Genomic DNA, 25,216 nt, shown 5'->3' with positions numbered 1-25,216 from the left:
GGCCTCCGTGCCGGCGGGCGGGGTTTCGGCTGTCAGCAGCCGAAACCCGCGCGACACGCCGGTGGGGTACGGCGTGTCGTGCGGGGTTCGGCGGTCAGCAGCCGAAACCCGCACCACACACCTCACCGGCGATGGATCAGCGCCATCGCCTCCGCGCGGGTGGTGGCGTTCGAGAGCATCGTGCCGCGGACGGCGGAGGTGATGGTGCGGGCGCCGGCCTTCTTCACCCCGCGCATCGTCATGCAGAGGTGCTCGGCCTCGATCACCACGATCACGCCGCGCGCCTCGAGGATGTCCATGAGCGCGTCGGCGACCTGCGTGGTGAGCCGCTCCTGCACCTGGGGGCGCTTCGCGTACACGTCGACCAGCCGGGCCAGCTTGGACAGCCCGGTGATCTTGCCGCTCTCGGCGGGGATGTAGCCGACGTGGGCGACGCCGGTGAAGGGCACCAGGTGGTGCTCGCACATCGACCAGAGCTCGATGTCGCGGACCATCACCATCTCGTCGTGGCCGATGTCGAACGTCGTGGTCAGCACGTCCTCGGGGGCCATCCGCAGGCCCGCGGTGAGCTCGGCGTACGCGCGCGCCACCCGGGCCGGCGTCTCGAGCAGGCCCTCGCGGTCGGGGTCCTCCCCGATGGCGATCAGGAGCTCGCGTACGGCGGCCTCGGCACGGGAGTGGTCGAACTGCGGGATCTCGTCGAGACGGCGGACGTCGGGGCGGATCGAGTCGGTCATCGGCGGCTCAGGCCCCCGGGATCGGCGGCTCGGGGCGGGTGCCGGGCCCGCCGGTGACACCCGGGTCGCCGTGCACGTCGCCGCCGGACCCCGGCGGGGTCAGCACGGCGCCGGTGTCGGACGCCTCCGGCGTCTGTCCGTTGGCGGCCGCCCGGTCCTTGATCCACTGCGGGATCTCGACCGGCGGGACCGTCGACGGCACGCGCTGGTCGGAGCCGGTCCAGGCCGGCCGTGTCGGGCGGCGGCGCAGCGGCTCGAAGATCCGGGCCACCTGCTCCTTGTCGAGCGTCTCCTTGTCGAACAGCTCGAGCACCAGCGCGTCGAGGACGTCGCGGTTCTCGTCGAGGATCTCGAAGGCCTCCTGGTGGGCGGTCGCCAGCAGCTTCTTGGTCTCCTCGTCGACGATCGCGGCGACGTCCTCGGAGTAGTTGCGCGAGTGGCCGAGGTCGCGGCCGAGGAACGGCTCGGAGTTGGACTCGCCGAGCTTGATCGCGCCGAGCCGCTCGGTCATGCCGTACTGCGTCACCATCGCCCGGGCCAGGTTCGTGGCCTTCTCGATGTCGTTGCCCGCCCCCGTCGTCGGATCGTGGAAGATCAGCTCCTCCGCCGCCCGGCCGCCCAGCATGTAGGCGAGCGAGTCGAGCATCTGCGAGCGGGTCTGGGAGTACTTGTCCTCGTCGGGCAGCACCATCGTGTAGCCCAGCGCGCGGCCGCGCGGCAGGATCGTGATCTTGTGCACCGGGTCGGTCCCGGGCAGCGCCGCGGCGACGAGGGCGTGGCCGCCCTCGTGGTAGGCGGTGATCAGCTTCTCCTTCTCGCTCATCAGGCGGGTACGCCGCTGCGGGCCCGCGATGACCCGGTCGATCGCCTCGTCGAGCGCGGACTTGGTGATCAGCTTCTGGTTGCCGCGCGCGGTGAGCAGGGCCGCCTCGTTGAGCACGTTCGCGAGGTCGGCACCGCTGAAGCCGGGGGTACGCCGGGCGACGTTCATCAGATCGACGTCCTGCGCGAGCGGCTTGCCGCGCGCGTGGACCTGCAGGATCTTCTCGCGGCCGGCGAGGTCGGGAGCGTCGACCTGGATCTGACGGTCGAAGCGGCCCGGTCGCAGCAGTGCGGGGTCGAGCACGTCGGGGCGGTTGGTCGCGGCGATCAGGATGACGCCGCCGCGGACGTCGAAGCCGTCCATCTCGACGAGCAGCTGGTTGAGCGTCTGCTCGCGCTCGTCGTGGCCGCCGCCCATGCCGGCGCCGCGATGCCGGCCGACGGCGTCGATCTCGTCGATGAAGACGATCGCCGGCGCGTTCTCCTTCGCCTGCTCGAACAGGTCGCGGACCCGGGAGGCGCCGACGCCGACGAACATCTCGACGAAGTCGGAGCCGGAGATCGAGTAGAACGGCACGCCCGCCTCGCCGGCGACGGCGCGGGCCAGCAGGGTCTTGCCGGTGCCGGGCTGGCCGTAGAGGAGCACGCCCTTCGGGATCTTGGCGCCGACCGCCTGGAACTTCGCGGGCTCCTGGAGGAACTCCTTGATCTCGCCGAGCTCCTCGATGGCCTCGTCACAGCCGGCGACGTCGGCGAACGTCGTCTTCGGCATGTCCTTGGTGATCAGCTTGGCGCGGGACTTGGCGAACTGCATGACGCCGCGGCCGCCACCGCCCTGGACCTGGTTCATCAGGAAGAGGAACAGCAGGATGATCAGCGCGAAGGGCAGCAGCGTGGCGAGGATCGAGCCGAGCAGGCTCGGCTTGGGGACCTCGACGTTGTACTTCTCGATCGAGCCGTCGTCGGCCTGCTTCTGGATCTCGTCCTTCAGCTGGGCCTGGGTGCCGTCGAGCCAGAACGACGTGACCTTGTCACCGTTGTCGAGGGTGGCCTTGATCTGCTGGTCGCCCCCGTCGACGAAGGTGACCTCCTTGATCTCGCCGCCGGTGATGTAGCTCTCCATCTTGGAGGACTCGATCTCGTCGTACCCGCCGTTGGGGGCGAGGTACTGCAGGGCGAGCAGCACGCCCACCACGGCGAGTACGATCCACAGCCACGGACCCTTGAATATGCGCTTCACAGGCTTCTCTCGACACGACCTGGCCGCCCGGCGGCACGGTAGCCGCGTGGACGCTCAACTGAACTGACGACGGTACACACCTTCGTCAATCAGCATTGTCGCAGGAATCGGCCGGCCGGACGCATCCGGAGGCGAGCCGAATGAGACGGGCGCCCCTCGGGCGCGCCGGTCAGGAGTACACGTGCGGCGCGAGCGTCCCGATGTCACGCAGGTTGCGGTAGCGCTCCCGGTAGTCGAGGCCGTAGCCGACCACGAACTCGTTGGGGATGTCCCAGCCGACGTACTTGACGTCGACGGGCATGGTCAGCGCCTCGGGCTTGCGCAGCAGCGTGCAGATCTCGACGCTCGCGGGGCTGCGCGAGGCGAGGTTCGAGGTCAGCCAGGAGAGCGTGAGGCCGGTGTCGATGATCTCGTCGACGATGACGACGTGCCGCCCGGAGATGTCGGTGTCGAGGTCCTTGAGGATCCGCACGACGCCGCTGGACTTGGTGCCGGAGCCGTACGACGTGACCGCCATCCAGTCCATCTCCAGGTGCCGGCCGAAGCTGCGGGCCAGGTCGGCCATGACCATCACCGCGCCGCGCAGGACGCCGACGATCAGCAGGTCCTGGCCCTCGTAGTCGGCCTCGATCTGGGCGGCCAGCTCCTTCAGCCGAGCGTGGATCTGCTCCTCGGTGAAGAGAACGTTGACCAGGTCGTCCTGCACGTCGGCTGCGTCCATGCGCCAGAGACTAAGTGATCGAGATGACGCCCGCGCCAGGGGTCGGCACTCAGCGGCCCGGCTCGAACCGGAGCACCCCGTCGGCCCGGGAGCAGCGGACCGGCCCGGGGAGGTCGACCCAGCGCTGGCCGTGCCAGTCGGTGAGCAGGGCGTCCATCGCGAGGACGTGCTCGTGGAAGAGCTCCGAGCCCGGTGAGCCGGCGGCGAGCGCGGCCAGCCGGAGCACCCGCCGGCGGACCGCATCGGGGAGGGCGGCGGTCGCCGGGACCGGCAGGGTGCCGTCGGCGCCGCGCAGCCCGGCGTACGCCGTCTCGGCGAGGTCATCGAGGTAATCCATGTCGGTGCGGAGCTGGTCGGCGGTGCGGGCGAGGGTCTCCGCGACGCCGGGACCGAGCTGCTCCTCGAGCATCGGGAGCACCGTGCGCCGCACCCGTACGCGGGCGTAGGCGGGGTCACGGTTGTGCGGGTCGTCCCAGGTGTCGTGGCCCTCGACCAGGCAGGCGGTGACAGTGTCGGCGCGCCCGACGTCGAGCAGCGGCCGCACGAAGCGGTCGTAGCGGCGGCGCATGCCCGCCAGCGACCGGCCCCCGGACCCCCGGGCCAGCCCGAGCAGCACGGTCTCGGCCTGGTCGTCGCGGGTGTGGCCGAGCAGCACGGCGGCCGCGTCGAAGCGGGTGCCGACCTCCTCCAGCACGGCGTACCGAGCCCGTCGGGCGGCGGCCTCCGGCCCGAGTCCGGCGCCCTCGACGACCACCCGCGCGGTGACGGTCTCGGCGGCGCCGATCCCGGCCATCCGGGCGACGACGGCGGCGGCCCGCTCGGCGGACCCCTCCTGCAGGGCGTGGTCGACGGTGACGCCGACGACGTGCCAGCCCGCCTTGCGGCCCTCGAAGACCGTGGCGGCCAGCAGCGCGGTGGAGTCGGGCCCGCCCGAGCAGGCGACCACGACGGTGCGCCCGGGCTCGACGTCGCCGAGCGCCCGGCGTACGCCGCGGCGGACGGCGGCGACGGCGGGATGGAGGGTCACAGCACGCGCGAGATCCAGGCGGTCGGGTCGCCGATCTCGGCCTTGGAGGGCAGGTTCTCGGGGCGCTCCCAGATCGCGTTGAACTCGGCCATGCCGGCCTTGTCGACGATGGTGCGGACGAACTTCGCGCCGTCGCGGTACTGCGCCATCTTGGCGTCGAGCCCGAGCACCCGGCGCAGCGTCCGGTCGAGGACACCGACGCCCTGGCGCCGCTTGTTGAAGCGCTTGCGGATGTCCCTGACGGTCGGGATCACCCGGGGCCCGACGCCGTCCATGACGACGTCGGCGTGGCCCTCGAGCAACGACATCACGCCGGTGACGCGGTCGATGATCTCCCGCTGCTCGGGCGTGCTGACCGCCTCGATCAGGTTGCCGCCACGGGAGCCGTCCTTGAGCGACTCGATCACCCGCTGGAAGCCGTCGTCGAGGAGGCCGGAGGGCTCGAGCGAGTCGGCGATGGCGTGCATCTGGGCGAGCAGGTGGTCGCCCAGCCACGGCACCGCGGTGAACTGCACCCGGTGGGTCTCCTCGTGCAGACAGACCCAGAGCCGGAAGTCGTGCGGTGCGACGCCAAGCTCGCGCTCCACGTGCACGATGTTGGGCGCCACCAGCAGCAGCCGCCCCGCGGGTGGATAGAAGGGGTCGAACTGGCCGAGCACCTTGCCGGCCAGGAAGCCGAGCAGGCCGCCGACCTCGACGCCGGTCACCCGTGAGCCGACGGCGTGGGCGATCTTCGACTGCCCGGACTTGCCGGACTTGCCGGTCGACTTGCCGGCCATCTTCTCGACCACGGGCGCGAGCACGGTCGCGAAGCCGTCGGCGTTGGCCCGCACCCAACCGGTCCGGTCGACGACCACCACCGGCGCGGTGTTCTCGGGCGCCGCGAGCCCGGTGAAGTCGCGCACGAGTCCGGTCGACCGGGCCGCACCGGCGCGCAGCTCGGCGACCACCGCCGCGGCGTCCTGGGGACTCATCGACGGGCTCTTGCCGGCCAGCCGGCTGCCGACCGTGACCGCGAGGTCCCAGTCGACCATGCTCGGGGGCCGCTCTGTCATGTGCCGAAGGTACCCGTGCCGGCCAACGGACGCCGCCGGTCGCCGGGACTCACGAGCCGGTCACGAGCACCGGCAGCCGGCCAGCGCGGAGGTGATCTGGTCGAGGGCGGCGCGGGCGTCGAGGGTGTCGACCGGGTCGATCCGGTCGGAGAGGAACGCGAAGACCATCGGCGTGCCCGTGCGGTCGGTGACGGTGCCGGCCAGCCCGCTCACTCCGGTGAGCGTGCCGGTCTTGGCGCGCACGGCACCGCGCCCGGCGGCGTCGGCGTCCTGGGTGAACCGCTGGGTCAGCGACCCGTTGAACCCGGCGACCGGCAGCCCGGTGAGCACCGTGCGCAGCTCGGGATGCTCCGGCGCGGCGGCGACGTCCAGCAGCCCGGTGAGCGTCTCGGGGTCGAGCAGGTTGTCGCGCGAGAGCCCGCTGCCGTCGTACACCTCGGCGCCCTCGGTGGGTACGCCGAGCGCGGCGACCGTGTCGAGCACGGCGCCCGCCCCGCCGGCGAAGGTCGCGGGCGCCCCGGTCGCGAGGGCGGTCTGGCGGGCCAGCACCTCGGCGGCCTCGTTGTCGCTGGTCGCCACGGTGTGCTCGACGATCTGCCCGAGCGGCGGGCTGCTGACCCGGGCGAGCTCCTCGTCGCCGACCCCGGCCTCCCGGGGCTCGGGGACGCCGACGACCTCGACCCCGGCGCGGACGAGCGCCGCGCCGAACGCAGTGGCGGCGGCCTGGGCGGGGTCCTCGACCCGGCCGTAGCCACTCGCGGGGCGCCCCTCGTCGACCCACAGCGACTGGATCGGCGCGACCACCTGGTCGGGCACGTAGGAGTCGGGCCAGTGCGGGCTGACGTCCGGCCCGGTGAACAGGGTCGCGTCGTACCCGACCCGCACCCGCGTCGTACCGCGGGCGAGGAGCCGGGCGGCGGTGTCCTTGGCGAGGGTGACGACGTCGGCGACCCGGGGGTAGGCGTCCTTGCCGGGCCGCTTCGAGGCCAGCAGCGGGTCACCGCCGCCGACCAGCACGATCCGGCGCCGGCTCGGGGCGACCACCGTCGTCGCGAACGTCTGCTCCGGCCCCATCGTCTCGAGCGCGGCCACCGAGGTGAGCAGCTTGAGCGTCGAGGCCGGGATCGCGGTGCCGCGCCCCTTGGCGAAGAGGGGCGTGCCGTCGAGGCCCGCGACGGCGGCGAGCACGTGCGGTCCGAGGTCGTCGTCGCGCAGCAGCCGTGCGACGGCCCGGCGTACCTTGCGGGGATCGGCGACACCGGCGGCGGGCGCCGCGACCGGGCTGGGGTCCGCCAGCGGCGGCAGCTCCAGTCCACTGGGCGGCGACACCGCGGCGGGCTCCCCGTCGGGGTCCGGCCGGTCGCGGTCGAGCCAGTACGCCGTACCGGCGCCGGCGAGCAGCGCGACGACGAGCAGCACGGGAAGCCAGAACCCGAGCCGGGAGCCGTGGCGTGCGTCACTTCTCCCCACGGTCCGCCCCTTCCCGACTCCACGTTTGCGGACATTGTGCGCGAGACTGACCCCGACCCCATGCAGGGGTGGCCCGGACGCAGCTGATGGCGGAGGAAGACGTGCTCGAGTTCGACGTGCTGGTGGAGATCCCCAAAGGGCAGCGGAACAAGTACGAGGTCGACCACGAGTCCGGCCGGATCCGCCTCGACCGGACGCTCTTCACCTCGACGCAGTACCCCGCCGACTACGGCTACATCGAGAACACCCTGGGCCTGGACGGCGACCCGCTCGACGCGCTCGTGATCCTCCAGGAGCCCACCTTCCCCGGCTGCCTGATCCGCTGCCGCGCGATCGGCATGTTCCGGATGACCGACGAGGCCGGCGGCGACGACAAGGTCCTCTGCGTCCCCGCGACCGACCCGCGCCTGGAGCACCTGCGCGACATCTCCCACGTGTCGAAGTTCGACCGCCTCGAGATCCAGCACTTCTTCGAGGTCTACAAGGACCTCGAGCCCGGCAAGTCCGTCGAGGGCGCCGAGTGGGTCGGCCGCACCGAGGCCGAGACCGAGGTCAACGCCTCGTTCGAGCGGTTCAAGACCGAGGGTCACTGACCCGCCCGCCGAGTCGGCGCCAGATTTCACCCGAGTCGGCGCCAGATTTCAGCTCAGGCTGCAATCTGGCGCCGACTCGGCTTTCAGATCAGGTCCGGGGCGCGCAGCATCTCCGCCGGTATGCCCCAGGCGTCGACCAGGTCGACGGCGACCGGTCGCAGCAGTCGGCAGTGCCGGTTGACCTCGCGGGTGATCGCCTTCGACCGCTGCACCGACAGGCGGCCGTGCTCCATGAACCACGCGCGGTCGGCCTCGATCGTCGACAGCGCGAAGAGGTCGCACAGGAGGCCCAGGGCGACCCGGTTGCCCTCGGGGGTGTCGTCGGGCAGCGCCCGCATCCGGTCGACGAACGCCTCCAGCACCAGCCGCTCCACGTGCGCGCGGGCGGCGCCGACGACGTGGTCCTGCGCCTCGGAGAACACGGCACCCGGGTCGAGTCCCTGGTCGACGCCGCGCTTGAGGCGGCGGGCGACCCCGGCCAGCATGTGCTCCTCGCGGAAGCGCAGCATCGCGAGCTGGTACTCCGAGTCGAGCAGCCCCGCCTCCTGGTCCCACTCGTCGCCGCCGGGCAGCAGGTCGCGCACCCGCTCCAGCAGCTTGTGCACCGACGTCTTCTCGATGACGGTCTCGACCGCGAGGCCGGCGACGAAGCGGACCATCCCCAGCTGGTCGAGGTCCTCGAACTCGCTGGCGTAGTCGGTCAGCAGCCCCTTCGCCACGAGCTGCAGCAGCACGTGGTTGTCGCCCTCGAACGTCGTGAAGACGTCGGTGTCGGCCTTCAGGGCCGCGAACCGGTTCACCGCCAGGTAGCCGGCGCCGCCGCACGCCTCGCGGCACTCCTGGATGGTCCGGGTCGTGTGCCAGGTGCCAATGGCCTTGGTGCCGGCTGCGCGGGCCTCGAGCTCGCGGCGGGCCGCCTCACCCGACCCGGCTTCCGGAGCGGCCGAGAAGACCTCGTGCAGCTGCGCGCGTACGACGTCCTGGGCGAAGTGCAGCGCGTAGGTACGGGCGACCAGCGGCAGCAACCGGCGCTGGTGCAGGCCGTAGTCGAGCAGTAGCTGCTCCTCGGCCCCGGGCGTCGCCTCGAACTGGCGGCGGCGCACGGCGTACCTCACCGCGATCGCGAGGGCCACCTTGGCGGCGTTGATGCCGGCGCCGCCCACGCTCACGCGGCCCTGCACGAGGGTGCCGAGCATGGTGAAGAAGCGCCGATCGGGGTTCTCGATCGGGCTCTCGTAGGCGCCGTCGGGCGTCACGTCGGCGAAGCGGTTGAGCAGTGCCTCGCGCGGCACCCGCACGTCGTCGAACCAGATCCGGCCGTTGTCGACGCCGTTGAGGCCCATCTTGCGGCCGTCGTCCTCGATACGGACGCCCGGAGCGACCTCGCCGCCGACCCGGATCGGCACCACGAACGCGTGCACACCCTCCCGGCGGCCACCGACCTCGAGCTGGGCGAACACCACCGCCAGCTCGCCGTGCCTCGCCGCGTTGCCGATGTAGTCCTTGCGCGCCTGGTCGCCACCGGTGGTGATCACGAACTCCCGGGCGTCGGCGTCGTACGTCGCGACCGTCCCGAGCGCCTGCACGTTGGAGCCGTGGCCGGTCTCGGTCATCGCGAAGCAGCCCATCAGCCGGCCGCTGGCGATGTCGCGGAGGTAGGCCTCGTGATGGCGCTCGGTGCCGAGCTGGAGGATCGCGCCGCCGAACAGCCCGAACTGCACGCCGACCTTCACGAGCACCGACAGGTCGCCGAAGGCGAGCGTCTCGAACGCCGCGACGGAGGCGCCGAGATCCCCGCCCCCGCCGTACTCCTCCGGGAGGCCGAGGGCGGTCTGGCCGGTCGCCGCCAGCTCCAGGACGACCTCGCGCACCCGCTCGCGGAAGTCGTCGATGCCGAGCTCGTCGGCCTCCTCCAGCACGGAGGCGTAGGTCGCGAGGTTGTCGCGCACCAGGTCGCGGACGTCGGCGTACGCGCCGTCGAGCAGCCGCGTCAGCGCGGGCACGTCGACCTCGGGCGGAGTCGCCGTGTCGACGGCGGCGGTCGGGGCGGCGGTGTCGGAGGCCATGCCCCGAGCCTCCCCCATGCCCGTCACCGGGTCAGGGACGGGCGAAGAGTGTCGGCGCGGTCCAGGCGTACATCGACTCCTCGGTCACGGGCCGGCCGGTGCGCGGGGCGTGGATGATCCGGCCGTCGCCGACGTAGAGCGCGACGTGGTAGATCGACGACGGGCTGCCGCCGGAGCCCCAGAACACCAGGTCGCCCGGCTGGAGCTCGCTCGCCTCGATCGGCGTCGACTGCTCGTACTGGGCCACCGAGTAGTGCGGCAGCGAGACCCCGCCGGCGGCCCAGGCTCCGGCAGTCAGGCCCGAGCAGTCCCAGGCGTTCGGGCCTGCCGCGCCCCAACGGTAGGGGTCGCCGAGCTGCGCCCGAGCGAACGCGATCGCCGCCTGCGCGCCCGCGCCGGGCGCCGGCGGGGCGGGCTGGGCCTCGGGCTCGGGAGTGGGCTCGGGAGTGGGTTCGACGGCGGGGGTGGGCTCGGGCGTGCTCTCCGCCGTCGGCCGAGGCTCCGGGGTGGGCTCGGGCGTCGGCGTGGGGGTCGGCCTGGGGGTCGGCGTGGGGATGGGGGTCGGGCTCGGGGCGGGAGCCGGCGTCGCGGCCTGGTCCTGCCGGGCCGCGCGGGCGGCCCGTCGGGCGGCGCGCACCTCGAGCACCGCCTGCCGGCGCTGCGCCAGCCGGACACTCACGTGCTGGAGGCCGGCGAGCTCGGCGATCAGGTCCGCCTTCTCGGCGGCGATCGACTGGGTCTCGGCCGCGGCCAGGTCGGCGGCCCGCCGAGCCGCGCGCTTCGCCTCCCGAGCCCGGTCCATGGCTCGCACGGCCTCGGCACGCGCCTCCTCGGCCCGCTGTCGGGCCGCGTCGGCCGCCGTCGCCGCGGTGCGGAGCCGGTCGTAATTGGCGTCGAGGGCGTCGGTGGCGCTGGCCATCGTGGCGGAGCGCTGCAGCACGGCGTCGATGCCGTCGCTGCGCGCGACGGCCGCGAGGGCGGTCACCTCGGGGGCGAGCTCGTACGACGTGACGACCGCGTCGCGGACGACCGCGCGCTGCTGGTCGGCCTCGGCCTGCGCGGCGGCGGCCTCCGCCCGGGCGTCCGCGGCCGCGCTGCGGGCCTCCCGGGCCCGCCAGCGGGCACCGTTGAACTCCTCCGCGGCGCGGGCGGCGGCGATCGAGGACCGGTCCATGCGCTCGCCGGCGGCCGCCAGGCGGGCCCGGACCGCGTCGACGTCGCCGGCCCGGTCACGCACCGTCGCACGCGCCTCGCGGACCTCCTGCCGGCTCGGTGCGGTCTCGTCGGCGACGGCGACCCCGGCGGTGACCCCGAGCACCACCGTGACCACCGTCGTCGCCGCCACTCCGCGCGCTCGCACCTCGTCCAGCCCCTTCCACGACACCGCTCCGGAATGGCGGCACTCGGGGCACGCTAGACAACTTTCGTCACAATAGAAACAGTTTCCCCAATTTTCTCACCAGTCACCGGCGTGTCGCCTTGACGAACCACACGGATGTAATTCGCGCGATGAGGGGATAGTCCGTCACGTTTCGGTTGCCCCCAGGGCCTCGGGTCAACCGAAACGTGACGGACTATCCCGACGACCCACACCGCCGGAGCCCGCGTCAGCGGTCGACGGGGACGTGCGAGGTCGTGGTGGTGGGGTGGGAGGCGAGGCCGTGCCGGTCGAACTTCTGGCCGCTGGCGATGCCGCCGACGTAGAAGGAGATCAGGGCGATCATCACGCCACCGATGTCGTCGGCGATGTAGTGCCAGCCGAAGTAGAGGGTGGCGACGACGGTGAGGCCGAAGTTGACCCAGAAGACGATCCGGATGATCCGGTTGCGGACGGTGAACTGGACCATCAGCGCCCACAGCAGCGAGATCGCCGTGTGCAGGCTGGCGAAGCCGGCCACGGTCTGGGCCTGGCCGTCGCCCCACAGGACGCCTTGGCGCGCATTGACCAGGGAGTTCATCAGGTCGGTGGTGCCGGTGTGCGCGAGGTCGTAGAGGTAGGGGTACTCGAGGCCGGGGCCGAGCGTCGGCAGGGCGTAGTAGGACACGGTGCCGAGCGTCCACGCGATGCCCTGGGCGGTGACGAACCACCAGCCGTAGGAGAGGTTGCGCGACCAGACCAGCCAGACCGTGACCATGATGGCCACCATCGGGATGAAGAGCAGGTAGAAGCTCGACAGCACGTGCGCGACGACCGTGGTGCCGAGCACCTCGTGGATGACCGTGCCCGGGTTGTGGCCGAAGAAGAGGATCTTGTCCAGGCTGTGCAGCTCGCGGTCGTACATCCGGCCGCTCACCAGCGGCAGGAACGACTTGAGGTTCCGGTAGCAGACGTAGATCACGTAGAAGCAGGCGATGCCCAGCACGACCAGGAGCAGCCGCTCCCGCGACCAGTGCCCCTCCCAACGCTCGCGGACCAGCTCCGGCATCCGGCGGACCCGGCCGCGCGAGAGCCACACCGCGCGCGGCACCAGGTCGAGGAAGAGCGCGCCCACGCAGAGGATCGGCAGCCGCAGCCAGGACGGCCCGAGGAAGCTGCCCTCGGGGTCGATCAGCGGCTTGCCGACGTACCACGCCGTGATCGCCGCCCACACGCCCATGACGATGGCGTTGACCACGAGCAGGGTCCAGGCGCGGCGATACACGCCCGACAGTGTAGGGAGGTTTCGAGGCGCCCCGCGCCTCGGCTCCTCAACCGCCGGGTCTGACGGGACCCGCCGGGATCGCGGCCGTACGGGAGGCATCGACCGCGATCGCGACCCGGTCGCCCGGCGCCGGATGGGCATCCAGCCGGGCCACGGCGTCGAGCTCTCCGACGCCGTCGACGGCCACGATGAGCCTGATCTGCTCGGGTGTCACGCGGGCGGAGACCACCGTGCCGGAGAGCGCGCCGGCGTCGGCGACGACCAGCGCGGACCGGCGCACGGCGACCGCGTCGTCGCCCGGGGAGCGGCCCGCGGCCCGCAGCAGCACGTGGGCAGGATCACCCTCGAGCACCCGGGCGTAGCCGAGGAAGAGCGCGGTCTCGGCGTCGACGGGCCCGCGCCAGACCGCGGCGATGTCGCCCTGCTGCACGATCCGGCCGTCGCGCATCACCGCGAGCCGGTCGGCCACGGTGAACGCCTCGTCCTGGTCGTGGGTGACCATCAGCGCGGTGGTGCCGGCGGCGCGCAGGATGTCGCGCAGCTCGGTGGCGAGCCGCTCGCGCAGCCCGGCGTCGAGCGCCGACAGCGGCTCGTCGAGCAGCAGCAGCCGCGGCTGCACGGCGAGCGACCTCGCGAGCGCCACCCGCTGCCGCTCGCCGCCGGAGAGCGTGGCCGGCAGCCGGTGCTCGTAGCCCTCGAGCCCGACCAGCGCCAGCAGCTCGCGGACCCGGGCCGCGGCGTCGGGGGTACGCCGCAGCCGGAGCGCGTATCCGACGTTGCGGGCCACGGTGAGGTGTCCGAAGAGCTGGCCGTCCTGGAACATCAGCGCGAAGCCGCGCCGGTGCGTCGGCACCCCGCGCAGGTCGGTGCCGTCCCACGCGACCCGGCCGGACGCGACCGGCTCGAGCCCGGCGATCGCCCGCAGCAGTGTCGACTTGCCCGACCCGCTCGGGCCGAGCACGGCGAGCACCTGGCCGTCGGCGAGGTCGAGCGAGGCGTCGACGACGGCGGGCGTGCCGTCGTACGAGACGGAGACGTCGTGCAACGACAGCATCAGAAGCTCCCCAGGGACGGGACCCGCAACCGCTCGACCGCGAGCATCACCAGCGCGGTCGTGGTCGCGAGGACGACGGAGGCGGCGAGGGCCATGCCGTAGTTCATCGCCCCCGGGTGCCCGATCAGGTGGAAGATCACGATCGGCATGGTCGGGTTCTCGTCGCGGGCGAGGAACGACGTGGCGCCGAACTCGCCGAGCGACACCGCGAACGCGAAGCCGGCGCCGGCCAGCAGCGGCTTCCACAGCACCGGCAGGTCGACGGTCGCGAACGTGCGCAGCGGCCCGGCGCCGAGCGACGCGGCGGCCTGCCGCTGCCGGTCGTCGATGCCACCGAGCGCGGGCGCCAGCGTGCGGACGACGAGCGGGAGGGCCACCAGCGCCTGGGCGATCGGCACCAGCAGGGCCGAGTCGCGCAGGTCGAGCGGCGGCTCGTCGAGCGTGATCAGGAAGCCGAAGCCGAGCGTCACCGCGGACACCCCGAGCGGCAGCATGAAGAGCCCGTCGAGCAGCCCGCGGACCCGGCGCTCGGTGCGGCTGTGCGAGCGCCGGCTCACCACGATGGCGACCAGCACGCCGAGCGTCAGCGACATCCAGGTGGCGTCGACCGCGACCCGCAGCGACGTGACCAGCGCGTGGGTGACCGGCACCAGCAGCGCCTGCCGGGAGCCCTCGGTGGTCAGCGCCCGGTAGTTGCCCAGCCCCCAGCCGTCGCCGACCTGCAGCGACCCGGCGACGAGCGCGGCGATCGGCAGGCCGACGAGGACGACGACCAGGCCGGTCGCGAGCAGGCCCGGCCAGTCGCCGCGCGAGGGCCGCGGCGCCCGGACGGTCGAGCGCGCCACGGTCGGGTCGGGCACCGCTCGCAGCCGGCTCGTGATCGCCAGCAGCGCGGTGATGGCCAGCAACTGCACGATCGAGAGCGCGGCCGCCGCCTGCAGGTCGAGCAGGTTGGTGGTGAGCAGGTAGATCTCGGTCTCGACCGAGGAGTAGCGCAGCCCGCCGAGGGTGAGCACGACGCCGAACGCCGTCGCACAGAAGAGGAAGACCACGCTCGCGGCCGAGACGATCGCCGGGCGCAGCGCGGGCAGCGTGACCGTGCGGAAGACCTGGGCCGGGCTCGCGCCCAGGGCGGCGGCTGCCTCGGCCGGGCGCGGGTCGAGCGACTCCCACGCCGCGCCCACGGCCCGGATCACCACGGCGACGTTGAAGAACGCCAGGCCCGCCACGATGGCGCCGGCCGAGCCGTCGAAGCCCAGGAAGCCGAGCGGTCCCGCCTCCCCGATCAGCTCGCGGAAGGCGACGCCCACCACCACGGTCGGCAGCACGAACGGCACCAGCAGCGCGGCCCGCAGCGCACCCCGACCGGGGAACGTGCGGCGGTGCAGCAGGTGCGCCGCGGGGACCCCGAGAAGCACCGCCACCGCCGTGCCGGCCGAGGCCGACCAGACCGTGAACCAGACGACCCGGATCGTCCGCGGCCTGGTCAGTACCTCGGCGACCGCCCCGGGGTTGAAGCGTCCGTCGATCCACAGGCCCTCGGCGAGCATGCCGCTGACCGGGAGCACGAAGAACACGCCGAGCACAGCCAGCGGCAGCGCCGCGAGGCCGACCAGGGCGAGGGACCGGCGCATCGGACGGTCACCGCGAGGTGACGTCGCTCCATTCACGCAGCCATTCGTCGCGATGCTCGGCGATGTCGGCCGGGTCGACCTGCAGCGGGTCGGTCGGCTGCTTCGCGTACGTCGCCCACTCCTGCGGCAGCTCGACCGTCGAGTCGACCGGGAAGACGTACATGCTGTCCGGCAGCGCCGCCTGCACCTGCGGCGAGAGCAGGAAGTCGACCACCGCCTCGGCACCGTCGGGGTTGTCGGCCCCGGCGAGCACGCCGGCGTACTCGACCTGGCGGAAGCAGGTGTCGAGGAGCGCGCTGGTCGTGGACGATCCGTCGTCGCCGATCGTGAACGCCGGCGAGGAGTCGTAGGACAGCACGATCGGACGGTCGCCCTTGCCGCCGCCCTGGGTGAAGTCGACCTGGTAGGCGTCGGACCAGCCGTCGGTGAGCAGGGCGCCGTTGTCCATCAGCCGCTGCCAGTAGTCCGGCCAGTCGTCGCCGTACTCCGCGACGGTGGCCAGCAGGAACGCCATGCCCGGCGAGCTGGTCGCCGCGCCCGGGAGCACGAACAGCTTCGCGTACTCGGGCCGGGCCAGGTCGTCGAGCGACGTCGGCGGCGGCACGTCGTGGCCGGCGAACCAGCCGTCGTCGATGTTCACGCACACGCTCGCGTTGTCGACCGGGCTGAGGGCGTGGTCGTCGTCGCCCGCGAGGCGGTACTGGTCCGCGCCCTCGGGCAGCTTCGCGTCGTACGCCGCGAAGACACCCTCGCCCAGCGCCCGCGACGCGAAGGTGTTGTCGACGCCGAACGCCGCGTCGCCCAGGGGCTTGTCCTTGGTCAGCACCAGCTTGTTGGTGAGGGTGCCAGCATCGCCCGCGGCCCGGACGACGAGGTCGTAGCCGGTCTCCTGCTCGAACTGTCGCTGCAGCTTCTTCGGCAGTGCGAACGACTCGTGGGTGACGAGCACCACCGTGTCCGAGCCCTGCTCGGATGCGCTGTCGTCGCCGCCCCCGACGGTCGAGCAGGCGGTGAGGGCCAGGGCCCCCGCCGCCAGGAGGGCAGGCGTGATCGTACGGAAATATCTCAACTCCGACTCCCTTCGCCGGTGCTAACCGGAGCAGGTTCGAGGGTCTGCGGCTGGTCCGCACTCTCAGCACGCCGGTCGCGTGCTCCCCTGTCTGTGAGATCGACTCTAGCCCGTCACCTGGTCAGGGCGACCACCGCGTCCAGGCGAGCGAGCTTGGCCGGGTTGCGTACGGCGTAGAGACCCGTGACGCGGCCGTCCTCGACCACCATCGACACCACGGTGTCGAGCACCCCGTCGAGCAGGATCCGCAGCGCGGGCGCGCCGTTGACGACCACCACGTCGGCCTCGGCCGGGCCCTCGGAGACTCCGTCGAGGAAGCGGACCACCTTGTCGCGGCCGAGGATCGGGCGCAGCGCGGCCTTCTTCACCCCGCCGCCGTCGGTGACCAGCACGACGTCGGGCGCGAGCACGTCCATCAGGCTCTGGATGTCGCCGGTGGCCGCCGCCCGCACGAACTGCTCGAGCACCCGGTCGCGCTCGACCTGCGTCGCCTCGGCGCGCGGGCGCCGCTCGGCGACGTGCGCCCGGGCCCGGTGGGCGACCTGGCGGACGGCGGCCGGGGTCTTGTCGACGGCGGCCGCGATCTCGTCGTAGCCGAAGTCGAAGACCTCGCGCAGCACGAAGACCGCGCGCTCGGTCGGCCCGAGGGTCTCCAGCAGGGTCAGCATCGCCAGCGACACCGAGTCGGCGAGCTCGACGTCCTCGGCGACGTCGGGGGTGGTCAGCAGCGGCTCGGGCAGCCACGGCCCGACGTACGACTCGCGGCGGCGGGCGTTGGCGCGCATCCGGTTCAGCGCGAGCCGGGTGGTGATCCGCACCAGGTAGGCGCGGTCGTCGCGTACCTCGGCGACGTCGACGTCGACCCAGCGCAGCCAGGTCTCCTGGAGCACGTCCTCGGCGTCCGCGGCGGAGCCGAGCATCTCGTAGGCGACCGTGAACAGCAGGTTGCGGTGCCGCACGAAGACGTCGGTCGACCGGACCGTCATGGCTGCCTCACACTGCCCGACGGTACGGCGAGCGGCAGCTCGCACACATCCGAGTATCCCTGCGCCTGCAGGCCGGCGGCGGAGTTGAACCGCGAGCGCATGTTCTCCAGCGCGACCATCTGGGTCAGCTCGACGACGGCCGGCGTGCCGAGCTGCTCCAGCAGGCTCGCGGTCATCTCGTCGGTGACGGTCGGCGGCGTCGTCGACATCGCCTCGGCGTACGCCAGCACCTCCCGCTCCAGCGGGGTGAAGACGTCGGACTCGCGCCAGCGCGGCACCTCGCGCACCTTGGCGAGGTCGAGACCGTCGTGGTGGGCCAGGTAGTAGCCGAAGTCGAGGCACCAGCTGCAGCCGATCACGGCGGCACTGGCGAGCTGGGCGTAGGACTTGAGCGTCGGGTCGAGGGCGTCCCACTTCGCGACCTTGCCCTCGAAGCCGAGCACCGCCTTGAGCACGGGCTTGTGGTGGAAGTAGACGTAGGCGTTGTCGGGGATCTCGCCGAAGGTGCGGCGGGCGTAGATCGACATCAGCCGCCCGTAGAGGCCCGTGATCGGCGCCTTCGGGATGCGGAACGTGCTGGGCATCTCTCCTCCTCGGATCGGTCGGTCTGGCATGGAGACACCGCTCGGCCCGCTCGTGTGACATCCCTGCTGCCGCGATCTCTACGCTGGGCCCATGCCGAGCCGCCGCCACGACCTCCTCGCCTGGGCGATCCCGCGGATGCGCCGGTCGCGGGAGCTCGTCTCACCCGACGAGGAGCGGGCCCGCATCGAGGCCTGGCACCGCACGCTCGAGCCGAGACTGCCCACCCAGGCGGTGCGCCGCTTCGACCGGCGCTTCTCGGTGGTCACCGAGATGGTGCCCGGGCCGGCCGGCACGTTCCCGTCGTACGTCGTGACTCCGCGACACAGCGATCCGCGGACCACCGTCGTCTACCTGCACGGCGGTGGGTACGTCGCCGGCATCGACCCCTTCCACGTGCGCTACCTGGCCCGGCTGGCCGATGCCCTCGACGCGCGGATCGTGGTCCCCGACTACCCGCTCGCGCCCGAGCACACCTGGCGCGACTCCCACGAGGAGCTCGCCGACCTGACCGGCCGGTGGGCCAAGGACTCCGAGCGGCTGGTGCTCGCGGGCGACTCGGCCGGCGGCGGCTACGCGCTGGCCCTGGCGCTGACGCTGCGCGACCGGGGCGGCCCGCAGCCCGACCGACTGCTGCTGATCTCGCCGTGGGTCGACCTGACGACGAGTACCCCGGAGACCGAGGAGTTCTCCGGCCGGGACCCGTGGCTGTTCCTCGGCAAGCTGCGGGAGTACGCCGCGTGGTGGGCCGGCTCGCCCGACGACCTCGGCCGGCCGGAGGTCTCCCCCGCGCTCGGCGACCTGGCCGGGCTGCCGCGGGCGCTGATGTTCTGCGGCACCCGCGACACGCTCGCCCCGGGCTGCCGGCTGCTCGACCGCCGCGCGGCCGACACCGACTGGGACCTCGCCTACGTCGAGGTGGCCGACCTCGTGCACGTCTACCCGCTGCTGCCGCTGGTCCCCGAGGCCGAGGACGCCTGGGCCCGGACGTCGGAGTTCCTGCGATGAAGGTCGTCGCCGTCGCGTTCGGGCAGCTCGACCCGTACGCCGTCTACGGCGTCTGCAAGCTGCGCCAGGACGTGTTCGTCGTCGAGCAGCGGTGCCCCTACCCCGACCTCGACGCGCGCGACGTCGAGCCGGAGACCCGGCACGTGCTGCTGCTTCACGACGACGCTCTACTGGGCTACGCGCGCGTCGTCGACGACGCCGTCGACGGCCGGGCCGTCTGGCGGATCGGCCGGGTCCTGCTGGCGCCCGACGCGCGCGGGCAGGGGCTGGCCGACCCCGTCATGGAGACCGCGCTGTCGGTGGCGAAGGAGCGCGACGTCGTACTCGACGCCCAGTCGCCGCTGGCGCGGTGGTACACGACGTTCGGGTTCGTGGTGGACGGGCCGGAGTTCCTGGAGGACGGGATCCCGCACACGCCGATGCGGCTCAGCCGGTGACGGCCGTGAACACCACGCCGTCGGGGGTCTCCGTGCGGGTGACCCGGCCGCGGGCGGCGAGCAGCTCGAGGTGGGCCTTGGTCTCCATCGCGGCCATGCCGCGGGAGAACTCGTCGAGCTCGTCGTAGGCCTTCTCGTGCCGGGTCCAGCCGAGCCGCCGGGCGACCTCCTGCGACGTGGACGGGCCGGAGTCGAGGGCGGCCAGGCTCTGGTCGAGCCGGTGGTCGTGGTGGGCGAGCAGCTCGTCGACCCGCGCATGCGACGACGGGGCGACCGGGCCGTGCGCGGGCAGGATCGTCAGGTCGGGCAGTCCGCGCACCTTGGTCAGCGACGCGAGGAAGTCGCCGAGCGGCTGCGGCACCGGCGGCGTGGTGAACCCGATCGACGGGGTGATCGTCGGGAGCACGTGGTCACCGGCGAACAGCAGGCCCGCCGCCTGGTCGGCGAAGACGTAGTGGCCCGGGGTGTGCCCGGGCGTGTGCACGGCGTCGAGGGTGCGCGGGCCGACCGAGATCTGCAGGTCGCCCTCGAGCCAGGTGTCGGGGTAGGCCCACCACGCCGGGTCCGGCAGGTCGAACTCGTCGGGCCCCTGGTTCCAGAGCTCGGCGAGGTCGCGCGCCCCGGCCGAGACGAGCGGCTGGGTGAAGGGGCTCTCGGTCAGCGACTCGAGGTCGTTGAGCAGGTCGAGGCCGGGCTTCTCGTCGGCGCCGAGCGCCACCTCGGCGCCGTACTCCTTCCCGAGCACGGCGGCCATCGTGTAGTGGTCGCGGTGGATGTGGGTGACCAGGAACCGCTTGATGTCGCCGAAGCCGTAGCCCACGTCGCGCAGGCACCGCTCGAGCAGGTCGCGGGCCACCTCGATCGCCCAGCCACCGTCGATGAGGGTGAGACCGTCGGCGGTCTCGAGGACGTAGACGTTGACCGCCTTCAGCCCGTCCATCGGCAGCGGCAGCGGGATCCGGTGGATGCCTTCGGCGACCCGCCAGGCACCCTCCTTCGACCAGTGCTCGCCGGAGTCGGGCGAGATGGCGTGGGCGGTCGACGTCGAGGAGGTGCTCACGGTCCGGACCCTACGGGGCCACGTCGGGGAACCCGAGGTCCAGGGTCGGCTGCTGGATGCCGCCGTCGATCTCCAGCAGCTTGCCGGTGACGTACTGCCCGGCCCGCGAGGCGAGGTAGACGACCCCGGCGGCGATGTCCTCCGGCTCACCGACCCGGCGCAGCGGCGTCTTGGTCTCCAGCTGGCCCATCAGCTCCGGCTGGCCCGCGACGTACTCGAGTGCGCTGGTCATGATCGAGCCGACGTAGATGCCGTTGACCCGGATCCGCGGTGCGAGGTCCTGGGCCGCCATCTTGGTCCAGTGCGCGAGCGCGGCCTTGGCCGTGCCGTAGGCGAGGAAGCCGCGGTCGGCGGTGCGGCCCATCATCGAGCTGATCGTGACGACGCTCTTCTGCCGATCCGCGTCCTTCAGCATCAACGGCACCGCGGCCCTGGTCAGGGCGTGCGCGGTGGTGACGTTGAAGCTGAACGCCTCGTTGAGGAACTCGCTGCTGGTGTCGAGGAACGCACTGGGGAACGTGCCACCGACGTTGTTGACGACCGTGTCGAGCCGCCCGAGCTCGTCGTACGCCGCCTGTGCCAGGCCGGCCACCGCGTCGAGGTCGCTGAGGTCGGCCGGGACGACGACGCAGCGCCGCCCGGTGGCCCGCACCCGCTCGGCGACCACGTCGAGCTGCCGCTCGGTGCGCGCGGAGATCAGCACGTCGGCGCCCGCCTCGGCGAGCGCGACCGCGGTGGCCGCACCCAGCCCGCGTCCGGCGCCGGTGACGATCGCGACCTGCCCGTCGACGGAGAAGCGCTCCAGGATGCTCATGCAGGGCAATCTAGAACACGTTCTACTGTGCCGGGAAGGGTGCCGGCGGCATGTAACGCCGGGTTACCGACTGTTCCCACGGTGCTGCAACCTGGCGGGAACAGTGAATAACCCGGCGTTACATGCGAGAGGGTGCCGGGTCGATCACCACGCACCGCGTGCCGGAGTAGATGGTGGGCATGCACCGGTTGCAGTGGATGCAGACGCCCTCGGTGGCGCGGCCGGCGGCGAGCCGGGCGACCAGGTCCGGCTCGCGGAGCAGGGCGCGGCCCATGGCGACGAAGTCGAAGCCGTCGGCCATCGCCTGCTCCATCGTGTCGGCGCGGTTGATGCCGCCCAACAGCATCAGCGGCATCGACAGCGCCTCGCGGAAGCGCAGCGCCTTCGCGCGGAGGTAGGCCTCCTCGAAGGGGTAGGTCTTGAGGAAGCCGCGGCCGATCGGCGTGCGCATCCCCCACCGCACCAGGAACGGCATCGACTCGGCGAACTCGCGCACGGGGGTCTCGCCGCGGAAGAGGTACATCGGGTTCATCAGCGAGGAGCCGCCGCTGAGCTGGAGCGCGTCGAGGGCCCCGTCGGACTCGAGCATCGCGGCGTACTCGATGCCCTCGTCGGTCGTCACGCCGCCCTTGAAGCCGTCGGAGACCGAGATCTTCGCGGTCACGGCGCAGGAGTCGCCGACCTCGTCGCGGACCGCCCGGGCGACCTGGCGGCCGAGCCGGGCCCGGCGCTCGAGCGCGCCGCCCCAGCCGTCCTTGCGGCGATTGAGGCCGGGCGCGAGGAAGGACGAGATCAGGTAGCTGTGCGCCATGTGCAGCTCGAGCACGTCGAAGCCCGCGTCGACCAGCGTGCGCGCGGCGGCGACGTAGTCGCGGGTGATGCGCGTCAGGTCGGCCTCGCTGGCCGACCGGACCATCTGCATCGACAGCGGGCTCGGCATCCGGCTCGCGGCCAGCGCGTGGACGCCGTTGGAGCGGCCGTTGGCGACCGGGCCGGCGTGCCCGACCTGGCCGGCGATCGCGGCGCCGGCCTCGTGGATCGCGTCGGCCATCCGAGCCAGGCCCCCGCGGGTCTGCGGCCCCACCACGATCTGCTCGCGGTGGGTACGACCCTCGGGCGCGACCGCGAGGTAGGCCACGGTCGTCAGGCCGACGCCGCCGCGGGCCACCGCAAGGTGGTAGTCGATGAGCGCGTCGGTCACCCGGCCCTGCGGCGCCCGCCCCTCGAACGTCGCCGCCTTGACGGTCCGGTTGCGCAGCCGGACCGGACCCAGCCGGGCGGGAGCGAAGACGTCGGGCGCGGGCACGTCGGCCGCGGGGCGCTGCGATGCATCGGATGCCACCCCCCGAATCTAGAACACGTTCCAGTATCGGGCCAGGCCGGTCCGGATCACGCGGCGGCGAGCTGGAACAGCTCGGGCTCGCTCAGCTCGGCGAGCAGCCGGGCCTCGCTGTCGTCGTAGGGCCGCTCGTCGCGCAGGATCCGCAGCAGGCCGGCGTAGCCGTGGCCGGCGGCCAGCGCGAGCACCAGCGCCTCGGGGCCGAACCGGTCGAGCCAGGTCCACAGCGTCACGGCGTCGACGCGGTGCCGGGCCACCCGGGACATCACGAAGTCCGCGTGGGCGACGGGCAGCTCGGCGTCGAGGCGCCGGTGGACGTCGCCGAGGTTGGCGAGCGCCGGGTGGCGGGTGACCCGGCGGGCGCGGCGGGCCGCCTCCCGGCGGCGGGTGCGGGGGGTCGCGCTCGCGGTGGCGACGTACGCGATCAGCACGACGGTCGGCACGACGATGGCGATCAGGGTGTTCACGGTGGTTCCTCGATGGTGGGGGGACGGACGATCCCACGGTCCCGCACACCACTTGGCCCCCACTGGGGACGCACTGGGATCAGGCTGGGGACCGTCGCTGCCGGCGCAGCCAGAGGAGGCCGGCCACGGGCAGCGCCGCGGGCACGAAGCCGTAGCCGATGCCGTAGTCGGACCACACCGACGCGTCCGGGAACCAGTCCGGGACCAGCAGCGACACCGTGCCCACCGTGAGCACGCCGGCCAGCTCGATCCAGAGCATCACGCCGGCGAAGCCGGTGTGCCCGGACGACGCCTGGCGGATCGCCCACCAGCCGAGTGCGTAGGTGGCGGCGGCCGCGAGCGAGAGCCAGTACGCCACCGGCGCCTCGTCGTAGCGCGTCGTCAGCTGCACCAGCGACCGGGCGCCGGCCGCGAGGGCGAACAGCGCGTAGAGCGCGAGCAGCACCTGGTGCGGCCCGGAGCGCGGGGCCTCGCTCATCCGGTCATCTCGAGCCGGACGGCGATCACGCCGACCGCCAGCGCGGCGACCGCGAGCACGGCCGAGGACCACGGGGCGCGGTCGCCCGCGACGGACCTGATCGCGATCGGCAGCACGCACACCGAGGCGAGCAGGTAGCCGACGTACGTCGAGACCGAGTCGGGTCCGTCCCCGCGGAACGCCGACAGGCCGACCAGCGCGCGGACCACGAGCAGCAGCTCCAGCATCCAGGCCATCTGGTCCAGCCATGCGGGCCGCTCGCCCCTGCGCACCGCGACCATGACGGCGAGGACGACGACCAGGGCGGCGTACCCGACCACGATCCAGGTGATCTGGGTGGACACGCTCGGCATGGGAGCATCATCGACCATGGCCCTGGACGACCTGGTGGCCGCCCTCCGCGCGGCCGGCTGCGTCTTCGCCGAGGACGAGGCTCGCGTGCTGCTCGCGGCCGCCGACGGCGACCACGCCGCGCTGGCCCGGATGCTCGCCGAGCGGGTGGCGGGGGCGCCGCTGGAGCTCGTCGTGGGGTACGCCGACCTCGGCGGGCTGCGGATCGCCGTCGCGCCAGGTGTCTTCGTGCCCCGGCAGCGCTCGGCGCTGTTGGCCCGCACGGCCGCCGCGGAGCTGCGGGCGGGCGACGTCGCGGTCGACCTGTGCTGTGGCACCGGGGCGCTCGGCGCCGTGCTGCTCGCGGGCCTGCCCGGCCTCGAGGTGTACGCCGCCGACGTCGACCCCGCCGCGGTCGCGTGCGCCCGCCGCAACCTGCCCGCCGACCGGGTCGTCGAGGGCGATCTGTACGCCGCGCTGCCGGAAGAGCTGCGCGGACGGGTGCGGGCACTGGTCGCGAACGCGCCGTACGTGCCGACCGACGAGATCGCGCTGATGCCGCCCGAGGCCCGCGACCACGAGCACCGGGTCGCACTCGACGGCGGCGCCGACGGGCTGGATGTGCAGCGCGGCGTGATCGCCGGGGCGCCGGCCTGGCTCGCCCCGCAGGGGCGGCTGCTGATCGAGACCGGCCGCGACCAGGCCGACCGGACCGCGGGACTGCTGGCCGCGGCCGGGCTCGAGCCCACGATCGTGACCGACGAGGAGATCGGCGCCACGGTGGCCGTCGGACGCCTTACAGTGCGAGCATGACCGGCCTCGCGGTGACCTGGTGGGGTCACGCGTCGGCGACCGTCGAGATCGGCGGCGCCCGGGTGGCGGTCGATCCGCTGCTCTCCGACCGGCTCTTCCACCTACGGCGCTACGCCCCGAGCCCGAGCGGCGCGGCGTACGACGTGGACGTGGTGGTCGTCTCGCACCTGCACCACGACCACCTGCACCTGCCGTCCCTGCGCCGGGTGTCCCGCGACGTGCCGATCCTGGTGCCCCGCGGCGGGGAGGGCCTGCTGCGCTCGCTCGACCACGGGCGGGTCCGCCCGGTCGTGCCCGGCGAGGTCGTCGAGGTAGCCGGGGTGACGATCCGGGTGCTGCCCGCCACGCACGACGGCGGCCGCGGGCCGCACACCCGGATCACGGGGCCGCCGCTCGGCTTCCGCATCGACGCCGGTCCGCGGTCGTTCTGGTTCCCGGGCGACACCGAGCTGCGCGAGGACATGGACGAGGTCGGCCACGTCGACCTAGCGCTGATCCCCATCGGGGGCTGGGGCCCGACGCTGGAGGACGGACACATGGACCCGGTCGCCGGGGCCGCCGCCGTCGCCCGGGTCGGCGCGGACGTCGCGGTGCCCGTGCACTGGGGCACGTTCTGGCCGCTCGGCCTGCGCCAGGTCGCCCGGGCCAACCACCAGCGGCTGTTCGTCACGCCCGGCGACCGGTTCGTGGCGGCGCTGGGCGACGCGGCACCGGGCACCACGGCGACGCTGGCCCGGCCCGGCGAGCGGGTCGTGATCGGGTAGCCGGCTCA

The 25,216-nt window shown here is 73.0% G+C and carries 25 protein-coding genes and 1 riboswitch; of the genes, 5 read left to right on the top strand and 20 right to left on the bottom strand.

The annotated features are described in order from the left end of the window. Nucleotides 1–122: 122 nt before the first annotated feature. The 6 genes from folE to dacB all read right to left on the bottom strand — a co-directional run bounded on the left by folE (nucleotide 123) and on the right by dacB (nucleotide 7,072). A complete protein-coding gene (folE, locus tag KM427_RS03650; RefSeq protein ID WP_183592668.1) occupies nucleotides 123–737 on the bottom strand; it encodes a GTP cyclohydrolase I FolE in 615 nt (204 codons plus the stop codon). 7 nt (nucleotides 738–744) lie between these two features. Beyond that, entirely contained in the window at nucleotides 745–2,799 is a 2,055-nt protein-coding gene (gene ftsH / locus KM427_RS03645) for an ATP-dependent zinc metalloprotease FtsH (protein ID WP_183592667.1), read from the bottom strand. A 169-nt stretch (nucleotides 2,800–2,968) separates the two neighbouring features. Next, entirely contained in the window at nucleotides 2,969–3,520 is a 552-nt protein-coding gene (hpt, locus tag KM427_RS03640) for a hypoxanthine phosphoribosyltransferase (RefSeq protein WP_183592666.1), read from the bottom strand. 49 nt (nucleotides 3,521–3,569) lie between these two features. After that, nucleotides 3,570–4,547, bottom strand: coding sequence for a tRNA lysidine(34) synthetase TilS (tilS, locus tag KM427_RS03635; RefSeq protein WP_215526293.1), 978 nt, complete (start codon nucleotides 4,545–4,547; stop codon nucleotides 3,570–3,572). Further along, complete coding sequence (locus KM427_RS03630) at nucleotides 4,544–5,602, bottom strand: Rv3626c family coenzyme F420 biosynthesis-associated protein (RefSeq protein ID WP_252275024.1); 1,059 nt, start codon at nucleotides 5,600–5,602, stop codon at nucleotides 4,544–4,546. Before KM427_RS03630 ends, tilS begins: the two co-directional genes overlap by 4 nt. A 60-nt stretch (nucleotides 5,603–5,662) precedes the next feature. Beyond that, the gene (gene dacB, locus KM427_RS03625; RefSeq protein ID WP_215526292.1) at nucleotides 5,663–7,072 is read right to left on the bottom strand and encodes a D-alanyl-D-alanine carboxypeptidase/D-alanyl-D-alanine endopeptidase; all 1,410 of its coding nucleotides are present in this window, start codon (nucleotides 7,070–7,072) and stop codon (nucleotides 5,663–5,665) included. Nucleotides 7,073–7,158: 86 nt separating this feature from the next. Between dacB and KM427_RS03620 the strand changes: the two genes are divergently transcribed. Continuing rightward, complete coding sequence (locus KM427_RS03620; RefSeq protein ID WP_183593777.1) at nucleotides 7,159–7,665, top strand: inorganic diphosphatase; 507 nt, start codon at nucleotides 7,159–7,161, stop codon at nucleotides 7,663–7,665. Between the two features lie 83 nt (nucleotides 7,666–7,748). Here KM427_RS03620 and KM427_RS03615 read toward each other — a convergent pair whose 3' ends face one another. From KM427_RS03615 to KM427_RS03580, 8 genes are all read right to left on the bottom strand, one after another. Beyond that, nucleotides 7,749–9,731: an acyl-CoA dehydrogenase family protein gene (locus KM427_RS03615; protein ID WP_215526291.1), complete on the bottom strand. Its 1,983-nt coding sequence runs from the start codon at nucleotides 9,729–9,731 to the stop codon at nucleotides 7,749–7,751. 31 nt (nucleotides 9,732–9,762) lie between these two features. Then, the gene (locus tag KM427_RS03610) at nucleotides 9,763–11,091 is read right to left on the bottom strand and encodes a C40 family peptidase (protein WP_215526290.1); all 1,329 of its coding nucleotides are present in this window, start codon (nucleotides 11,089–11,091) and stop codon (nucleotides 9,763–9,765) included. Between the two features lie 247 nt (nucleotides 11,092–11,338). Then, nucleotides 11,339–12,373, bottom strand: coding sequence for a phosphatase PAP2 family protein (locus tag KM427_RS03605; protein ID WP_252275022.1), 1,035 nt, complete (start codon nucleotides 12,371–12,373; stop codon nucleotides 11,339–11,341). 46 nt (nucleotides 12,374–12,419) lie between these two features. Then, a complete protein-coding gene (locus KM427_RS03600; protein ID WP_183592660.1) occupies nucleotides 12,420–13,427 on the bottom strand; it encodes an ABC transporter ATP-binding protein in 1,008 nt (335 codons plus the stop codon). Next, nucleotides 13,427–15,061, bottom strand: coding sequence for an ABC transporter permease (locus tag KM427_RS03595; RefSeq protein WP_215526289.1), 1,635 nt, complete (start codon nucleotides 15,059–15,061; stop codon nucleotides 13,427–13,429). Before KM427_RS03595 ends, KM427_RS03600 begins: the two co-directional genes overlap by 1 nt. 7 nt (nucleotides 15,062–15,068) lie before the next feature. Continuing rightward, the gene (locus tag KM427_RS03590; RefSeq protein ID WP_183592658.1) at nucleotides 15,069–16,130 is read right to left on the bottom strand and encodes a thiamine ABC transporter substrate-binding protein; all 1,062 of its coding nucleotides are present in this window, start codon (nucleotides 16,128–16,130) and stop codon (nucleotides 15,069–15,071) included. Continuing rightward, nucleotides 16,121–16,229, bottom strand: a riboswitch (TPP riboswitch). (Overlaps the previous gene by 10 nt.) A gap of 14 nt (nucleotides 16,230–16,243) precedes the next feature. After that, complete coding sequence (locus KM427_RS03585) at nucleotides 16,244–17,116, bottom strand: RNA polymerase sigma-70 factor (protein ID WP_215526288.1); 873 nt, start codon at nucleotides 17,114–17,116, stop codon at nucleotides 16,244–16,246. Next, nucleotides 17,113–17,700 (bottom strand): carboxymuconolactone decarboxylase family protein, encoded by a 588-nt coding sequence (locus KM427_RS03580; protein ID WP_183592656.1) that lies wholly within the window; start codon nucleotides 17,698–17,700, stop codon nucleotides 17,113–17,115. The genes KM427_RS03585 and KM427_RS03580 overlap by 4 nt, the downstream gene beginning before the upstream one ends. 91 nt (nucleotides 17,701–17,791) lie before the next feature. Here KM427_RS03580 and KM427_RS03575 point away from each other — a divergent pair, with 91 nt between their 5' ends. Together KM427_RS03575 and KM427_RS03570 are read left to right on the top strand one after the other, a co-directional pair. Continuing rightward, nucleotides 17,792–18,706: an alpha/beta hydrolase gene (locus KM427_RS03575; protein ID WP_215526287.1), complete on the top strand. Its 915-nt coding sequence runs from the start codon at nucleotides 17,792–17,794 to the stop codon at nucleotides 18,704–18,706. Next, nucleotides 18,703–19,143, top strand: coding sequence for a GNAT family N-acetyltransferase (locus KM427_RS03570; protein ID WP_183592654.1), 441 nt, complete (start codon nucleotides 18,703–18,705; stop codon nucleotides 19,141–19,143). The genes KM427_RS03575 and KM427_RS03570 overlap by 4 nt, the downstream gene beginning before the upstream one ends. On the opposite strand, the gene KM427_RS03565 is transcribed toward KM427_RS03570, so the two are convergent. From KM427_RS03565 to KM427_RS03540, 6 genes are all read right to left on the bottom strand, one after another. Then, entirely contained in the window at nucleotides 19,133–20,203 is a 1,071-nt protein-coding gene (locus KM427_RS03565; RefSeq protein ID WP_286674295.1) for an MBL fold metallo-hydrolase, read from the bottom strand. The genes KM427_RS03570 and KM427_RS03565 overlap by 11 nt on opposite strands. 10 nt (nucleotides 20,204–20,213) lie before the next feature. Further along, a complete protein-coding gene (locus tag KM427_RS03560; protein WP_215526286.1) occupies nucleotides 20,214–21,017 on the bottom strand; it encodes an SDR family oxidoreductase in 804 nt (267 codons plus the stop codon). A 118-nt stretch (nucleotides 21,018–21,135) separates the two neighbouring features. Then, on the bottom strand, nucleotides 21,136–22,359 hold the full coding sequence (locus KM427_RS03555) for an oxidoreductase (protein ID WP_252275020.1): 1,224 nt from the start codon (nucleotides 22,357–22,359) through the stop codon (nucleotides 21,136–21,138). A gap of 47 nt (nucleotides 22,360–22,406) precedes the next feature. Next, entirely contained in the window at nucleotides 22,407–22,823 is a 417-nt protein-coding gene (locus KM427_RS03550) for a hypothetical protein (RefSeq protein WP_215526285.1), read from the bottom strand. A 79-nt stretch (nucleotides 22,824–22,902) separates the two neighbouring features. Next, on the bottom strand, nucleotides 22,903–23,301 hold the full coding sequence (locus KM427_RS03545; RefSeq protein ID WP_215526284.1) for a hypothetical protein: 399 nt from the start codon (nucleotides 23,299–23,301) through the stop codon (nucleotides 22,903–22,905). After that, entirely contained in the window at nucleotides 23,298–23,654 is a 357-nt protein-coding gene (locus KM427_RS03540) for a hypothetical protein (protein ID WP_252275018.1), read from the bottom strand. The genes KM427_RS03545 and KM427_RS03540 overlap by 4 nt, the downstream gene beginning before the upstream one ends. 16 nt (nucleotides 23,655–23,670) lie before the next feature. Between KM427_RS03540 and KM427_RS03535 the strand changes: the two genes are divergently transcribed. Both KM427_RS03535 and KM427_RS03530 read left to right on the top strand, forming a co-directional pair. Continuing rightward, nucleotides 23,671–24,444 (top strand): putative protein N(5)-glutamine methyltransferase, encoded by a 774-nt coding sequence (locus tag KM427_RS03535; protein ID WP_252275016.1) that lies wholly within the window; start codon nucleotides 23,671–23,673, stop codon nucleotides 24,442–24,444. Next, nucleotides 24,441–25,208: an MBL fold metallo-hydrolase gene (locus KM427_RS03530; RefSeq protein ID WP_215526282.1), complete on the top strand. Its 768-nt coding sequence runs from the start codon at nucleotides 24,441–24,443 to the stop codon at nucleotides 25,206–25,208. Before KM427_RS03535 ends, KM427_RS03530 begins: the two co-directional genes overlap by 4 nt. The last annotated feature ends 8 nt before the right edge of the window (nucleotides 25,209–25,216 follow it).

The sequence above is a fragment of the Nocardioides sp. LMS-CY genome (genome assembly GCF_018732145.1).
Lineage (GTDB): Bacteria > Actinomycetota > Actinomycetes > Propionibacteriales > Nocardioidaceae > Nocardioides > Nocardioides soli.
This window is presented reverse-complemented; position numbering and strand designations above follow the sequence as displayed.